The organism is Wolbachia endosymbiont of Wiebesia pumilae, assembly GCF_017869285.1.
Classification (GTDB): domain Bacteria; phylum Pseudomonadota; class Alphaproteobacteria; order Rickettsiales; family Anaplasmataceae; genus Wolbachia; species Wolbachia pipientis.
Map to the genome: position 1 here is coordinate 1,027,227 of NZ_CP054557.1, position 16,412 is coordinate 1,043,638.

Annotated in this window: 17 protein-coding genes and 1 pseudogene; 8 read left to right on the forward strand and 10 right to left on the reverse strand. The window is 34.7% G+C overall.

Annotated features, from left to right (window positions below; genetic code table 11):
- Positions 1-381 precede the first annotated feature (381 nt).
- A complete protein-coding gene (locus HUB92_RS05400) occupies positions 382-546 on the reverse strand; it encodes a hypothetical protein (RefSeq protein ID WP_209473406.1) in 165 nt (54 codons plus the stop codon).
- A 181-nt stretch (positions 547-727) separates the two neighbouring features.
- On the opposite strand from HUB92_RS05400, the pseudogene HUB92_RS05405 reads away from it, so the two are divergent.
- From HUB92_RS05405 to HUB92_RS05415, 3 genes and pseudogenes are all read left to right on the forward strand, one after another.
- Positions 728-1,983, forward strand: a pseudogene (locus HUB92_RS05405) (IS4 family transposase).
- A gap of 440 nt (positions 1,984-2,423) precedes the next feature.
- Positions 2,424-2,951: a c-type cytochrome gene (locus HUB92_RS05410; protein ID WP_010082469.1), complete on the forward strand. Its 528-nt coding sequence runs from the start codon at positions 2,424-2,426 to the stop codon at positions 2,949-2,951.
- A 1-nt stretch (position 2,952) separates the two neighbouring features.
- Entirely contained in the window at positions 2,953-3,714 is a 762-nt protein-coding gene (locus tag HUB92_RS05415) for an alpha/beta hydrolase (RefSeq protein ID WP_012673268.1), read from the forward strand.
- Positions 3,715-3,889: 175 nt separating this feature from the next.
- Here the strand turns inward: HUB92_RS05415 and trpS are convergent, their stop codons facing one another.
- The 5 genes from trpS to HUB92_RS05440 form a co-directional block, all read right to left on the reverse strand.
- The gene (gene trpS / locus HUB92_RS05420) at positions 3,890-4,888 is read right to left on the reverse strand and encodes a tryptophan--tRNA ligase (protein WP_006280207.1); all 999 of its coding nucleotides are present in this window, start codon (positions 4,886-4,888) and stop codon (positions 3,890-3,892) included.
- 17 nt (positions 4,889-4,905) lie between these two features.
- Positions 4,906-5,475 (reverse strand): nucleotide exchange factor GrpE, encoded by a 570-nt coding sequence (locus tag HUB92_RS05425; protein ID WP_012673267.1) that lies wholly within the window; start codon positions 5,473-5,475, stop codon positions 4,906-4,908.
- 61 nt (positions 5,476-5,536) lie between these two features.
- Positions 5,537-6,523, reverse strand: coding sequence for a polyprenyl synthetase family protein (locus HUB92_RS05430; protein WP_209472627.1), 987 nt, complete (start codon positions 6,521-6,523; stop codon positions 5,537-5,539).
- Between the two features lie 10 nt (positions 6,524-6,533).
- Entirely contained in the window at positions 6,534-6,854 is a 321-nt protein-coding gene (gene rpsP, locus HUB92_RS05435; RefSeq protein ID WP_006279266.1) for a 30S ribosomal protein S16, read from the reverse strand.
- 401 nt (positions 6,855-7,255) lie between these two features.
- Positions 7,256-9,064, reverse strand: a complete 1,809-nt coding sequence (locus HUB92_RS05440; RefSeq protein ID WP_095742751.1) for a peptidylprolyl isomerase — start codon at positions 9,062-9,064, stop codon at positions 7,256-7,258.
- Positions 9,065-9,298: 234 nt separating this feature from the next.
- Here HUB92_RS05440 and HUB92_RS05445 point away from each other — a divergent pair, with 234 nt between their 5' ends.
- From HUB92_RS05445 to rho, 3 genes are all read left to right on the forward strand, one after another.
- Complete coding sequence (locus HUB92_RS05445) at positions 9,299-10,303, forward strand: IS481 family transposase (protein WP_209472629.1); 1,005 nt, start codon at positions 9,299-9,301, stop codon at positions 10,301-10,303.
- A gap of 110 nt (positions 10,304-10,413) precedes the next feature.
- Complete coding sequence (locus HUB92_RS05450; protein ID WP_010082495.1) at positions 10,414-11,016, forward strand: cell cycle transcriptional regulator TrcR; 603 nt, start codon at positions 10,414-10,416, stop codon at positions 11,014-11,016.
- 204 nt (positions 11,017-11,220) lie between these two features.
- A complete protein-coding gene (rho, locus tag HUB92_RS05455; protein ID WP_007549497.1) occupies positions 11,221-12,624 on the forward strand; it encodes a transcription termination factor Rho in 1,404 nt (467 codons plus the stop codon).
- Between the two features lie 166 nt (positions 12,625-12,790).
- Here rho and HUB92_RS06980 read toward each other — a convergent pair whose 3' ends face one another.
- The gene (locus HUB92_RS06980; protein ID WP_338063132.1) at positions 12,791-12,970 is read right to left on the reverse strand and encodes an RDD family protein; all 180 of its coding nucleotides are present in this window, start codon (positions 12,968-12,970) and stop codon (positions 12,791-12,793) included.
- A 13-nt stretch (positions 12,971-12,983) separates the two neighbouring features.
- Positions 12,984-13,268, reverse strand: a complete 285-nt coding sequence (locus tag HUB92_RS06985) for an RDD family protein (protein ID WP_338063133.1) — start codon at positions 13,266-13,268, stop codon at positions 12,984-12,986.
- Between the two features lie 54 nt (positions 13,269-13,322).
- Here HUB92_RS06985 and HUB92_RS07140 point away from each other — a divergent pair, with 54 nt between their 5' ends.
- Positions 13,323-13,451, forward strand: coding sequence for a hypothetical protein (locus tag HUB92_RS07140; RefSeq protein ID WP_256359310.1), 129 nt, complete (start codon positions 13,323-13,325; stop codon positions 13,449-13,451).
- A gap of 14 nt (positions 13,452-13,465) precedes the next feature.
- Here HUB92_RS07140 and HUB92_RS05470 read toward each other — a convergent pair whose 3' ends face one another.
- Both HUB92_RS05470 and HUB92_RS05475 read right to left on the reverse strand, forming a co-directional pair.
- A complete protein-coding gene (locus tag HUB92_RS05470) occupies positions 13,466-14,416 on the reverse strand; it encodes an IS481 family transposase (RefSeq protein ID WP_209472420.1) in 951 nt (316 codons plus the stop codon).
- Positions 14,417-14,461: 45 nt separating this feature from the next.
- Positions 14,462-14,845 (reverse strand): RDD family protein, encoded by a 384-nt coding sequence (locus HUB92_RS05475; protein WP_244663053.1) that lies wholly within the window; start codon positions 14,843-14,845, stop codon positions 14,462-14,464.
- A gap of 145 nt (positions 14,846-14,990) precedes the next feature.
- On the opposite strand from HUB92_RS05475, the gene icd reads away from it, so the two are divergent.
- Positions 14,991-16,409 (forward strand): isocitrate dehydrogenase, encoded by a 1,419-nt coding sequence (gene icd / locus HUB92_RS05480; RefSeq protein WP_209472631.1) that lies wholly within the window; start codon positions 14,991-14,993, stop codon positions 16,407-16,409.
- The last annotated feature ends 3 nt before the right edge of the window (positions 16,410-16,412 follow it).

The following is a 16,412-nucleotide window of genomic DNA, read 5'->3' on the forward strand; positions in this document are numbered from 1 at the left end:
TAATAACCCAATTAATAATTTCTGTCAATAATTAATTATGAAAAACAAAGTTGCAATTTGAATAGATAAGCTATAAGTAATATACGACCAACAATAGCCATACAATAGACTTCTTGTATAACCCACACTAAGTAGAAAAAAGGTGTCATCCAAGTAGCTGACACTGCTCTCCTTTGTCATTCCAGTGCTTGACACTGGAATGACACCGAAGGGGCTACTGCCGTCTTGGATGGAAACCAGTGTCAGAACTAGTTAACCATGGGGCTTCTTTTGCCTTTTTTTCCATTTGGTAAATTTCTTAAATATTTATGGCTAACATGAAGCTAAGTACGAACTTTGTTAAACATAACAAATGGTGCCATTCCAGTGCTCCTTTTTTTGTCATCCCAGTGCTTGACACTGGGATCCAGTTTTCCATATAATCTCATCGAAAATGTTGTAACCACTTTCTGTGCTAGTTTCCTTGCTTACAAGCAAACTTTCCTGGATCCCAGTGTCTGGGCACTGGGATGACATCATAGGGACACTGGGATTACACCCTGACAATCGTCATCCAGCTACTTGTTAGCGGCTAAGAGATACCGCGAATGAATCGCGGTATGACGGTTCGTGGCGGCATGACGATAACCTCGTCTCACTGCCATTAAGTTAAGGAAAAAAGATAGATTTTATGGGATAATGATGTATACCAATAAGTTTAAAGGTAGTATGAGTAAAAAAGGCAGTAATAAAATTTATTCAAAATGAATTGGCAAGTCTAGAATTTATAGAATCCCATAAATCATCTTCAAAAGATTTTATGAGAAAGAGGAAGTTATCTTTTATTGACATATTTATCTTAATTTTAAGAAAAAGTGTAAAGTCGCTGCAAGTAATACTAAACGAATTTATTTTATATAGGAAAAAAGACTATACCGTTACTGCTAGTGCTTTTAGTCAAGCAAGAAAAAAAATGAAACACAGTGCATTTTCAGAAATTAACGAAGGTGTGGTTTCCTTGTACTACCAAGACCAAAAATTTAAAACTTGTTTTGGCTTTAGAGTGTTAGCTCTTGATGCCTCCAAAATCATTTTACCAACAAGCGTTGAAATAAAAAATGAATTTGGCTCAAGAAAAATACGTAACCAAAAACCAAAAGATTTAGGTGATTATGCAAGTGCAACCTTTGCGGTTTGTTAAGATGTGCTAAATAATGTTGCCATAAGGTCAGTGTTAGATAGAGGTAACACTCATGAAATTAACTTAGCAGATGAAATGCTTAAAGTTGTAAATACTAATGACTTACTGATTTGTATATTTATCTTATAAATTTCTTTCTAGCCTTACAAAAAGAAAAATTGCTTATGTCATTCGATGTCCCAGATCATCTTTTAATGAAGTGAATGCTATGTTTGAAGAAAAAAGCCCATCTAGTGTTGAGGTTACCATATGTGCTCAGCGTAAGATAAAACAAGAAAATAGTGGAATAACGCTTCAAAGTGGTACTGCCATCTGGTGAAATTGAAGTGTTAGCTACATCATTAATGGATGAACAAAAGTTTCAAACTGGAGGATTTAAGGAGTTATATTTTTTACGCTGGGGAGTTGAGACATTTTTTGCAAAACTCAAAGGAAGACTAAGTCTAGAAAATTTTACAGGAAAAAGTGTTGAGTCTGTTAAACAGGATTTTTGGTCAGCTATCTTTATTAGCAACCTAGAAAGTGTTATGACAGAAGATGTAGAAGAAGCGTTGAATATGGACTTAACCGATGATAAGCTTAAGAGGAGCATTAACAAATCTGTCTCATTTAACGCGATCAAAAACTTGGCTTTCGACATTTTTGCTACGGAATCAGATACTGACTGCATTATGGATCAATTATCAAAGCTATTTTTGATGAACACTTTGGCGGTAAGAAAGGGAAGGAAAGTTGATCGTCATAAGGTACCTTATCTTCGTTCGTTCAATTACCAAAAAAGGGTTAGAAAACACATATTTTGACTAGAGGTAGTATTCATATCTTCTGATAATAACTGGGTAGCTTATTGCCATAGCTCCTGTAAAATGACTTCTAAACAAACTATTTCTTAAGTAATTTACACTTCAGAGTTTATCTGCTTTAAAGTTTACTCTATTCTGTTTCAGTATTTGTCATAAATCCTTAATTATTTCTGACTTTTTAGTTCAGTTTTTAACCATTCTTTCCTTAACTTAATGGCAGTGAACCTCGTCATCCCGCTACTTGTTAGCGGGATCTCTTGTTAGCGGCTGAGATACCGCGAATGAATCGCGGTATGACGGTTCGCGGCGGTATGGACGTAGGAAAACCTTTCTTGGGTCAGCTATAGAGACTCTCATCTTTAGCGAGCTTCAAGGTAATTGGTTGCTATTTGCGAAAATATTCGCATAATTTAAGTAACATTACTTAATAAAAATTAACTATGGAGCTTAATAAGATTGCAGCATCGATTTTACTTTCTGGGCTAATCATTATGATAGTTAGTAATGTAGTTGATATGCTTTACAGTCCAGAAGAATATAAGATTGAACACCAAACGATAGTAGCTGCTGGCAGCAATGAGTTCCAGCAAAAAATCGAGCAAGTGGCGCTTGATATTGGAGCGCTCATGCAGAATGCTAGCTTTGAGAAAGGTAAATCAGCAGCAAAAAAATGTATAGCCTGCCATAGTTTTGAGAAAGGTGGAATGAATAAAGTAGGACCAAACTTATGGAACATAGTTGGAAATAAAAAGGCCCATCTTGGTAACTCATTCAATTACTCAAAAGCAGTGCTTGAAAGAGGTGGAAAATGGGGGTATGAGGAGCTATTTGCCTTTTTAAAGAACCCAAAAGCCTATATAAAAGGTACACGTATGGCATTTGCAGGTATTTCCAATCCACAAGAAATTGCAGATCTAGTTAGTTATTTGCATCAATTGAGTGATAGCCCGGTTGCTTTGCCAAAGTAGTATGGATTATTGTAAATTGTTTGATGGAAATAATGGTCACATAGCATATCGAAAGCTACAAGGAAAGAAAGCTTCTGTAGTTTTTTTCGGTGGATTTGCATCCAATATGGATGGAACTAAAGCAACTGCTATTTACAAATTTTGCCAAGAAAATGACGTAGCACTTGTGCTATTTGATTATTTTGGTCACGGTCATTCAAGTGGTAATTTTATTGATTACACGATAAGTGATTGGCAAAAAAATTGTGCTAAAGTAATGAGTGAATTAACTAGCGATAAACAAATAATTATAGGTTCAAGTATGGGAGGATGGCTGATGTTGCTCACTGCCCTTCAATTTCCAGAAAAAATTGCAGCACTAATTGGTATATCGTCTGCTCCCGATTTTACTGAAGATTTGATATTCAAGCAATTGTCAGGCAAGCAAAAAGAAGAACTAGATTCTAAAGGTGTAATAGATTTTACTTCAGAGCATTGTACATACAAAATAACTAAAAATTTGATCGAAGATGGCAGAAAGAACCTTCTTTTAAACAAAAAGACAATAGATATAAACTGTCCTGTGCGCTTGCTGCATAGCATTAATGATAAAGATGTTCCTTATCAAACTTCATTGAATTTAGCTGAAAAAATTAAGTCAACCGATGTTGAAGTACACTTAATAAAATCAGCAGAGCACAATATGTCTGACAATCATTCACTGGAAGTTTTATTTAAGACCATTAGAGAATTTTGTAACCAGACTGCATTCTGTGATTTTTAGCAAAACACGATTTTTCATTTGAGCTTTCTTCAACTTAAAATAAATACAGAAAATTGCTGCCTATAGCTAAACTGACTTAGATTTACCGACAATTTGAAAAACCGTCATCCCGCTACGTGTTAGCGGCTGAGATACCGCGGCGGTATGACGGTTCGCACCATCACACTTTGGAACCTTACAGATATTGAGCAAATCCAATAATATCCTTGATTTCTTTTATATTATGGGTTGCAATTTCTGCTGCTTTCTTTGTGCCTTTTTTTAATATTTCATGTAAATGGAATTGGTCTTTTAAAAGATCATTCATTTTCTCACGTATGGGTGATATAACACTGATAATTAAATCAGCTAACTCTTTTTTGAAGTGCTTCATGTCATGTTTGTTCACTTCTTCACATACTTTTTCTGCATTTACATTACTAAGCACTGAATAAATGTTTATCAAATTGCTTATTTCTGGTCGGCACTTTAAAGTAGCAAAGCCTAGAATTGAATCTGTTTTTGCTTTTTCTATTTTTTTGACAATTAAGTCATCCGTATCATCAAGGTTAATGCACGAATGTTCTGAAGGATCAGATTTACTCATCTTGCTTGTGCCATCCCTTAAGCTCATTATCCTTGATGTGCAATCCAAAGTTAAGATTTCAGGTACGATGAAATAATCCAGCTTATAATGATTGTTAAAAGCTGATGCAATATCACGTGCAAGCTCCAAATGCTGTTTTTGATCATCACCAACAGGAACGTATTTAGTTTGATACAACAATATATCTGCAGCCATAAGTACTGGATAACTATATAATCCAAGAGAGGCTTTTTGTTTATCGCTGCCAGCTTTATCTTTAAATTGAGTCATGCGATTAAGCCAACCAATTGGTGTATAGCATCCAAGCAGCCAGCCCAGTTCTGCATGACCACTAACTGTGGACTGACTAAAAATAATGGACTTTTCTGTATCTATTCCGCATGCAATATAAGCTGCTGCTGTTTTGAAAATATTACTTTTTAATTCACTTGCGGGAAGCTTATTTGCTGTGATTGCGTGTAGGTCGACAATACAAAAAAGAGATTTGTATTTATCCTGTAAGTCTATCCACTGTTTGATTGCACCAAGATAATTACCTAAATGTAGTACGCCACTTGGCTGGATACCTGAAAAGACAATACTTGTCATTATACATTTACCTCATGCTAATCGCTTCCACAATCAGCAGATTTCTTAGAAAGAATAACCATTGCAGGACGGAGCAACCTATTTTTGATAGTATAACCAGTTTGTAGTACTTCTACAATGGTGCCAGGCTTTTTTTCATTGTCTTCTCTTTCCACAACAGCTTGGTGTAAATTACTATCAAAAAGCTCACCAAGTGGATCTACTTCCTCTATTCCATGTTTTTTTAGATCATTTATAATTTTTTGATAAGCTACTTTAATCCCCTCATGAACAGGATCACCGTCTTTCAAAATTTCCATTACTCTTTTTAAATTGTCGCACGAGTCGATCATATCACGTGCAAGTTTTGTGACTGCGTAGTCACTTGCATCGCTAATTTGCTTTTGCATTATACGTTTGACGTTTTCATTATCTGCAACAGCACGGCGTAAATGATCTTCAAGCTGAACTGCACGTTCTTTTAATGTATTGAGATCTTCATTTAAATCATCAGTTTGCTTATGGTTATCACTTTGTTGGTCGTCACCTTTCTGCCTACTTACCATATCAGCAAACTTCTTCTTTTTCTCCTTACTGCTATCTGACATATCATTACCCTTAAGAATCTAATAAATATATAACAATTAATCTGAAAATATCAAGCGCCAGCTACATTCGTCTTTCTATGCTCGCATTTAAAAAGTTAATTAAAGTAGTTTTATAAAAAGAATCAGAAAAAGTACTAATATCATTTTGTGCCATATTAATGTAGTATCTAGCTTTTTCCATAGAAAGCTGAATGGCATTATGGTGATTAATATAGTGTAATGCTTGGTCAAAATTGTGTCTAGCTGAAGAAAAGCATTTTTCCCAGAATTTTTGCTCTGCTGGACTGCCCTTTTCGTATGCTATAATAGCAGGTAAGGTGACTTTACCTTCGAAAAAGTCTTTTCCGACTTGCTTTCCAGAAGTGCCTTGATTAGCAGTATAATCGAGCATATCATCAACTATTTGAAATGCCATACCAAAATTAAAACCAAAATTCTTTAGCCTCTCTGTTTCGTCATTTGTTGCACCAGATACTGTTGATGCAGCTTCACAGCATGCAGAAAATAAAGATGCTGTCTTTTCTCCAATGATATCAAAATAATTTTCCCTGACTGTGTGGGGGTCAAAGCGTGCTGTCATCTGCTTTATTTCACCCTTCACAAGTAAATGCGATGCTTTAGATAAAATAGAGAGAATATTTAAATTTCCACACTCTATAAGCCATCTAAATGCTAGAGTCAACAATAGATCACCAACTAAAATGCTTGATTTATTTCCCCAAATCTTATTCGCTGTTTTAACTCCATGGCGTGCCTCACTTTCATCGAGCACATCATCATGAAGTAAAGTAGCATTGTGTATAAACTCTACCGATGCAGCAACGTTGATCCTATTCTCCCCAGAATAGTTTAGCATTTTACATATAATAAAAACTAGTTTAGGCCTTATTTTTTTTCCACCTGACCTAACAAGATGAGATATAATATCAGTAGCAAGCTTAGCATCTTCATCATTGACATTTTTGAAGACAAAGTCATTCATAGCTGACAAATCAGAAGATACAATATCGTCTAATTTATCGCTGTTTGTTAAATCAGTATTTAGCATTTTAAGAGACTTATGCCTCTTGCCCTTGTGCTTTCTCGTTCTCTACTTTCTTCTTTTCTGTTTTCTTTGGTTCTGTTTCTAAAGTTACTATGCCTTTTTTGATAAACCACAGTACTCTTTCAGTTGCCTGCGCGCCTACACTTAGCCAATGTTTTAATCTATCAGCTTTCACCACAACACGATTTTTATTGTCTTTTGGTAACATTGGATCATATTGTCCTATTTTCTCAATAAAACGCCCATCTCTTGGTGCTCGTGAATCAGCTACAACTATCCTATAAAAAGGGCGTTTCTTTGCGCCAAACCTCGCCAACCTTATTTTAACTGCCATGTTAACCTTTATTCATATATTAGCCACAATTTTATACAATGAGCCGTTTTAAGTCAAATGAATTATACAGCTTTTGCACCTTATAATATAATTACCAATAATGTAGGGCAGTGCCGGGCGCACAGCTATACGAACATTCATTTTTGAAGGTAAATTGCACAGCAAATGGTGTCATTCCAGTGCTTGACACTGGAATCCAGCCTTTTTTTAATCATTAAAACGTTGTATTTTAACATAAAACGGCTACTTTTATGCTTACCAACTTAATAAAATTCCTGGATCCCAGTGTCTGGGCACTGGGATGACATCCTTTCTAGTGAAGATTGCTCTCAAATCGCAATGTTCGTACAGTTGTGTGTCTGGGCACTGGATGCGTTTGAAGCAGCTTATAAGATTTTTGATTATATATCATCAAGTATAGCGTGATTAACTTCGACTTTATACTTTGATTCCAGATAGCTAATTAATTGCTCTTTTAGCGATATCATCACACGTTTTCCGGTGTCAAGCGTGTTTAATTTGCCATTTGATGAATGCATTTCTTTTAGAACACCTATTATAATTTCATTATTGTATTGAATAGGATCTGTCACTGAACCAGTTGTTTTCATATTGAAAATCTCTTCTACAAAAGAAAAGGGGTAGTTTTGTTGATCCACTTTATTGCGGTGCATCTGCTGACCTTTAACTAATTCCACACCTTGAATTTCTTCCAAATCTGTTTTTTCTCTTAGTTGAACTGCAACCTCTTGCCCGAATTTAAACATTCTTTCTTTTATAAACTCACTACGCCAAAGCTCTACCGCTAATGCCTTGCCTTCTTCAAAACTTTGCAATTTGGGTGGAAAGATATCGACGATTTTTACACTAACAACGGCGTCCCCAACGCCCTTAAAATAACCTTTCTGATCCTTTTCTCGCGAAAAAATGAAAGAAATCAAATCACCAGAATCTCCTACGTTATTACCGCTTTGATCTTTTCCACTCGCATCTACTGGACCAATAGTTTGTATAGGTAAATTATATTCACTCAATATTTCTTCAATTTCTGAACCATTGTATATCTTATAGTTCACTTGGTTTATGAAATCATTGACTCTTTCAAAAGACTTTTGGTTAGTTAGAACTGACTTTATGTCTTTTTTTAAATCAACTAAGTCTTCATCAGAGATTTGATGCGCACTTTCCACTTTTACTATGTGCCAACCAAAACTGCTTGCTAAAACTTCACTTACTTCACCTACTTTAAGAGCAAATACCTTCTCTCTCACGTCTTCTGGTAAAAAATCCTTAGTTATATTATTTACTCTAGTTTCCTCAAGTTTTGCTTTGCCAAACTCTTCTACTATCTGTTCAAAGCTTGTTTTACCCTCCTCAAATGCTCTTCTTGCTGTCTCAGCTTCTTCTTTGGTAGAAAATATTGCATTGAATATATCTCTTTGATTTTTAAGTTCTTGTTGTTCTATTATACCATCAACTTCTTCATCTGAGATCTTGATTTGATCTTCAAAATACTTTTGGCCTAGGGAAATATATTGCGCAGTTCGATACTCAGGATAATAAAAATGGGATTTATTTCTTTCGTACAAATCAAGTAAGGCTTGATCATCTGGTTCAGGAATGTTTGTAACTGCATCTTCAGTTATTTTAACAATATCAACTACTCTAGTTTGGTAGCGACTTTTGTATATCTGCTCATCAATTTTCTCGCCAAAAGTTACTGGATAATTATCTTTAAATAATGAAGTCATGAACATCATTGCAGGCAGGACTTTCTCTAGCTTTGCTATATACTCTTTCTCTGTCATATGCAGGTCATTTAGCGTTTCATAGAATTTATTTTTGTCAAATTCACCTTTATCATTTTGAAAGTATTTGGTGTTTTTAATATGGTTTTTTATAGATTCTTCTCCAACTGTCAACCCCAGCTCACTAGTTAGGTTAAACAATAGTTTTTGCTCTATAAGTGCGTTAAGCAAATCATATTTCAGCTTTTTTACTTGTTCTCTACTCGCATCAGATCCAGAAATTTGTTTTCCATAATTTTGATATAGCGACTTATACTCATCTGACGTTATAACTTCTTTTCCAACCCTAGCTACCTCTTCTTTTTCATCATCACCTGATAAAAGGTTGCCAATTCCCATGAAGATTAACAAGCAAGCTAAAAGGACAACGGTTACTTTAGTGAAAAAATTTTTAACATTCATTTTAAACCCAGTTAATTAATGATTAATTATAGAATAGTGATAATTTAATGCTTGTAAACCTGTTGCTTTATTAGCTAATATATATAATATTACAATATATTAACTTAAAATTTAACTCTCTAATCTTAAATAGGAACATATGTTTAACTGAGTTATACTATACCTTAGATGTACAGTCCCAGAGTGTGATGGTATGATAAAATATGAGAAAAAAATACCATCAAAGGAGGAGTTATGGGACAAATATTGCATGGGTGCGCCAAAACAACACAGACGATTCGTAGAGCAATACAAAATAGAAAAGAGAGCATAGCAAAACTCTCCAAGCATTATAACCTTAATCCAAAAACTATTATTAAGTGGAGAAAACGTTCATTTACGAAAGATGCTGATATGGGTCCAAAGCGTCCAAGATCGACTGTTTTAACGCTAGAAGAGGAAGCTATAATAGTTACATTTCGCAAGTATACACTACTGCCACTAGATGATTGCCTTTACGCTCTGCAGTCTACAATTCCGCATTTGACTCGCTCTAGCTTGCATCGTTGTTTACAAAGACACAACATTAGCAGATTACCAACTGTTGATGGAGAAGTTAAGTCAAAAAAGAAATTCAAACAATATCCTATCGGTTACTTTCATATTGATATTGCTGAAGTTAGAACTGAGGAGGGCAAATTACATTTGTTTGTTGCTATTGATAGGACATCCAAATTTACCTATGTTGAGTTGCGTAACAGTGCTACAAAACCCATAGCTGCTGAGTTCTTACGTAATTTGATTAGAATTTTACCGTATAAAATCCATACTATTTTGACAGATAACGGTATACAATTTACAAACCAGAAGCGTCATAAGTATGCTTTCCAACATATATTTGATAGAGTTTGCGAAGGGAATGTTATTGAACATCGTTTGACAAAAGTTAGCCATCCTTGGACGAATGGGCAAGTCGAGCGTATGAATAAAACTTTAAAGGATGCTACAGTTAAGAAGTATTACTATCAATCGCACCAGCAACTTAAAGAACACCTTTATAACTTTGTTATGGCTTATAATTATGCAAAGAGACTCAAAACTCTTAAGGGTCTTACTCCTTATGAATTTATATGTTATCAGTGGACACAGTCTCCAGAATTATTTATACTAAATCCACACCATCACACTCTGGGACCATACATCTTAGGAAGGGGAAATATTTTGTTTGAAATATGCTTAAAGGTAAGCGCATTTAATTAACTTAAGAGGTGGGAAGTGACAAACAAAAAGTTATTGAATGACAAAATTAATGCTTTTTTAGTTTTAATAGTTTATATTTTAGCTCTGTATAACAGTAAGGGATACTTTAAATGGGAGATGCTTTTTTGATGTCAATGGAATCTTCTAAGGGCAATAACGATAGAAATAAACAGTTTCTAGTGCAAATAGCTGCTTGGTTAGTAGACAACACTGGTTTAACTTTTAATCAAATAGCACAATGTTGCAGATTGGCCCTTGAAGAAGTACAAGACATAGCTGATGAGGAAATAGAAGTAGAAAAATATAACCCTATTATTTCTGGAATAATTACTGAAAAAGAAATCGATGATTGCAAAAAAAATCCAAATCGTGTACCAAATTTGATTATAAAAAATATAAAAAAAAGGAGTAAAGCGATTGGTAGCATTCTTGGCTTTGCCTCTACGGCAAGACGTAGAGATAAACCTGATGCGATTTATTATTTAGTAAAAAAATTTCCTATCTTGGACAATAACGTTATAGCTAAATTAATTAGTACAACAAATTACACAGTTGAGCAGGTAAGAGATGGATCTCATCATAACATGCAAAATATAAAACCCCAAGATCCTGTACTACTCGGCTTATGTAGTCAAGAAAATTTAGAAGCAGAAGTGGAAAAAGCAAAAGTAGAAGAGGAGAAGCAAGAAAGGTTAAAAAAATATAAAGAATAGCTATTGAAAATCCTCAAATTTTTGTGTTTTGTTAACATTAAATTAAATTAACTTGACTTGCTAGTGTTTATTAGTATAATGTAAGTAAAGTACGGGGTTTAATGATAATTAAGCTTAATACGCACTGAAACTAACTCAGCCTAATTTATTATCTTATAGTCACATTTTAGGTTAGTAAGCATCAATTAAAATTTTTGGAGGATTATGACAACAATCAATGAAGATGTTTTGGCAAAAGGAAAGGTTACAGCTCAACCTGAAAAAAGTGAGCAAATTTACAATAACGATACAGTAAAACAGATGGTCAATGAAGGTACTGAGAAAAACAGAAAAACATTAGATCTGAGCGAATTAAAAGAGAAAACAGCAGAAGAATTGTTAGAGTTAGCTGAAGAAAGAAAAATTTCAACTAACGGTAAAAGCAATGGTAGAATGCTAAAGCAGGAAATAATATTCAGCTTAATGAAAAAAATGAGTGAAGAAGGAGGCATAACCACAGGGAGTGGAATAGTGGAAATATTGCCTGATGGTTTTGGTTTCTTACGTTCAGCAAGTGCAAATTATGCCCCAAGTACCGATGATGTTTATATTTCTAACGGGCAAATAAAGAAGTTTAATTTACGTACAGGAGATATGGCATATGGAGAAATAAGGCCACCTGGTGATAAAGAGAGATATTTTACTTTAACTAAGGTTCAAAGTATAAACTCTACTGAAGTAAGTGAATTAAGAAAGTACGTCCATTTTGATAATTTGCTTCCTCTTTATCCTGAGGAAAGCATAGTACTTGAGTGTAATAATGGTGATGATAAAAAAGGCTTAAGCATGCGTGCTATAGATATAGTAGCTCCTCTTGGAAAAGGGCAAAGAGCGTTAGTAGTTGCTCCACCTCGCACAGGAAAAACTGTATTGCTTCAGCAAATGGCTAACTCTATAGCTATAAATCACCCTGAAGTAGAATTAATAGTGTTACTTATAGATGAAAGACCTGAAGAAGTAACAGATATGATACGTTCTGTAAAAGGTGAGGTAGTAAGTTCTACATTCGATGAGCCTGCTTACCGTCACGTACAGCTTGCTGAAATAGTAATAGAAAAAGCTAAAAGAATGGTTGAGCATAAAAAAGATGTGGTAATTCTACTTGACAATATTACTAGACTTGCACGTGCTTATAATGCGGTTATTCCTTCGTCTGGGAAAGTTCTAACTGGTGGTGTAGATTCAAACGCACTGCAGAGACCAAAACGCTTTTTTGGAGCAGCTCGTAATATTGAGAATGGGGGTTCTTTAACTATAATCGCCACAGCTCTTATAGAGACTGGTTCAAAAATGGATGAAGTTATTTTTGAAGAGTTTAAAGGTACAGGAAATGCTGAGATCATACTTGATAGAAAACTTTCTGATAAACGTATATTTCCAGCTATTGATATTACAAAATCCGGAACAAGGAAGGAAGAGCTATTAGTTGATAAGGCTATACTAAATAAAATATGGGTGGTGCGTAGGATACTCAATCCTATGGGACCCGTTGAAGCAATGGAATTTTTACGTGACAAACTACTTTTAACAAAGAGCAATGCTGACTTTTTTAACTCCATGAATCACTAAAAGTAAGCCAGTTATGATGGATATGTTGAGCAAAAAGTAAAACGCTCTTATAGCTAAAATAATTTGGATTTACCAAAATATATTTATAGTTAAGTTGGCAATTTACCTTAAGTTAGCGCGTGACACTGGAATGACACCCTTGGTGGCAGACAGCTAAAGGAAAATATCAACTAGGTTTATAATCTATCACTACCGTGTTTGCAATTTTGTCGTGAAAAGCTTGTTTATGTTCATCACCTACTGCACATACTAAAACTAAGATTAGTATAGCTAAGAATAAAATGGGATTACAAAGTGATATGCAATAAATTATAAAAAGAGCTATAGTCCTTTTCATTGCTTGCATTGTAGTGATTGACTCAAATGTATCTTTGTCTTTTACACCGCATGCTAAATAACAAGTGTCCTGGAGTGCCGCCAAATTTTACTAGCATGAATATATGAAATATACATGGTATCATTAAAAATAAAGAAAATACAATCGTGGTGATTACAATTATTGCACCCATGATCCCTTGTATTGCGTGTGTAAGTGAGAAATCCACCGCCATTAAACCAAATGGTATTGCGATAAATAAAATACAATCAACTATAAATGCTAGAGTACGTCTTGTCATCGTTGAGTAGTTTACTTTTTTATCCATGTACTACCTATAAAGAAAAATATCAACTAGATTTATAGTCTATCACTACTGTTTTTGCAATTTTATCGTAAAAAGTCTGTTTGCGTTGATCAAATACTGCAAACAAAAATAAAATTAGCACAATTAAAAGATATAGAAAAGTATAACCATGATAATGCAGATGAAGCAAAAAGCGAAAAATAATCCAGATGCTTCCCTTAGATGTATGGTCCCAGAGTGTGATGGTGTGGATTTAGTATAAATAATTCTGGAGACTGTGTCCACTGATAACATATAAATTCATAAGGAGTAAGACCCTTAAGAGTTTTGAGTCTCTTTGCATAATTATAAGCCATAACAAAGTTATAAAGGTGTTCTTTAAGTTGCTGGTGCGATTGATAGTAATACTTCTTAACTGTAGCATCCTTTAAAGTTTTATTCATACGCTCGACTTGCCCATTCGTCCAAGGATGGCTAACTTTTGTCAAACGATGTTCAATAACATTCCCTTCGCAAACTCTATCAAATATATGTTGGAAAGCATACTTATGACGCTTCTGGTTTGTAAATTGTATACCGTTATCTGTCAAAATAGTATGGATTTTATACGGTAAAATTCTAATCAAATTACGTAAGAACTCAGCAGCTATGGGTTTTGTAGCACTGTTACGCAACTCAACATAGGTAAATTTGGATGTCCTATCAATAGCAACAAACAAATGTAATTTGCCCTCCTCAGTTCTAACTTCAGCAATATCAATATGAAAGTAACCGATAGGATATTGTTTGAATTTCTTTTTTGACTTAACTTCTCCATCAACAGTTGGTAATCTGCTAATGTTGTGTCTTTGTAAACAACGATGCAAGCTAGAGCGAGTCAAATGCGGAATTGTAGACTGCAGAGCGTAAAGGCAATCATCTAGTGGCAGTAGTGTATACTTGCGAAATGTAACTATTATAGCTTCCTCTTCTAGCGTTAAAACAGTCGATCTTGGACGCTTTGGACCCATATCAGCATCTTTCGTAAATGAACGTTTTCTCCACTTAATAATAGTTTTTGGATTAAGGTTATAATGCTTGGAGAGTTTTGCTATGCTCTCTTTTCTATTTTGTATTGCTCTACGAATCGTCTGTGTTGTTTTGGCGCACCCATGCAATATTTGTCCCATAACTCCTCCTTTGATGGTATTTTTTTCTCATATTTTATCATACCATCACACTCTGGGACTGTACATCTTAGAAATACATCTTATTGTTGCTTGCATAAGGGTAACATTTGTAAATGTATTAGCATCTTTAATATGCATACCACACAATAGTTTTCCTGGGGTACCACCAAGTTTTGTTACCATTAATATTTTGGATATTGTTAGTACTAATGTTGCGACCACTGTAGAAACTATAAATGGTATTTCTGTTGCTAGTTGTGCAAGTTCCTGAAAAGAGTCTTTATCTTGATCTTGTAATGATACGATGAATACACCATAGATAAAACCGAAGATAAAATGAGGGGAAAATATGATGAGGTCAAGTATTTCTGCTACAATACGCCTTGTAAATCCTACATAATTTACTTTAACATTTATTTCAGTATTCATAACCCCACCTATATTTCATAATATCATCATATGATATAAAAATACGTTATTAAATAACCGTAAATATACTAACTTGGGTAATATTAGCTACTTGTGCCACTCTATTATTTAAATTAATATTAAATCATTTATAACTAGGGAAGTTATGTCAACACTAATCACAGTTGCATATGGCGACGGTATCGGACCAGAAATCATGGAAGCGGTGCTGTCGATATTGCGCGAAGCAGAAGCGGAAATCTCAATAGATATTATTGAAATAGGGGAGCGTGTTTACAGTAAAGAATGGTCTCACGGAATTTCTCCAAGTGGTTGGGAATCAATTGAAAGGACAAAAATATTATTAAAATCTCCGACAACAACTCCTCAAGGTAAAGGGCACAAAAGCTTAAACGTTGCACTCAGAAAAAATCTAGGGTTGTATGCAAATATCAGACCATGCATTTCATATCATCCTGTTATAGAAAATAAATTCGATAAGTTTGATATCGTAGTGATACGTGAAAATGAAGAGGACGTTTACACCGGAATAGAGCATAGGCTCACTGGTGACTCTTACCAATGCACTAAAATTATTACTAGATCTGGCTCAGAGAAGATATGCAGGTACGCTTTTGAATATGCAAAAAAACACAACAGAAAAAAAGTAACTTGCCTGACTAAAGATAACATCATGAAAATGACTGACGGAACTTTCCATGCCGCGTTTGATCGCATTGCAAAGGAATACCCAGATATAAAGGCAGAACATTATATAGTTGATATTGGAATGGCGCGTGTTGCAACAGAACCGGAGAATTTTGATGTTATAGTAACCGAGAACTTATATGGCGACATATTATCAGATATAGTCGCACAAACCTCTGGATCTGTGGGGCTTGCCGGAAGTAGCAACATCGGGAATGAATACGCAATGTTTGAAGCAGTGCACGGTTCTGCCACTGATATTGCAGGAAAAAACATAGCCAATCCTTCTGGTCTTTTAAATGCTGCAGTGCATATGCTAATTTACATAGGTCAAGTGGGTACTGCAAAACTAATCTACGATGCATGGCTCAAGACTTTGGAGGATGGAATACACACTGCCGATTTATATAAGGAGAAAAGAAGTAAACAGAAAGTTGGTACAAAAGAATTTGCAGAAGCTGTTATAGACAATCTAGGAAAAAAACCGAAAACATTATCTGAGCTTATAATTGGCAGTGATCCAAATAGTAAAGTGGATAAAATACAGGATAATTATGAACAGGATTATAAGATTAAAAAACTAGTGGGTAGCGATATAACGCTTGCCTGGAGTAAGCCGGCTGACTTTGACCAAATAGTGAAGTTGTTTGAAACAAGTAATCCGCAGATTATAGCAATATATTCAAAAGGCCTTGCGATTTGGCCAGGAAGTTCAAAGTCTTCAAGTGACCAAATAACCTGCAGGTTCATTGCAAATAATGAAATTACAAATAGTGATGTGAATAACTTGCTAATCAAATTTGAGGAACATAATTTTGATGTGGTGAGAATGGATAAGTTGTATTTGTATGATGGGAAAGAGGGTTTCTTCTCTTAGTGG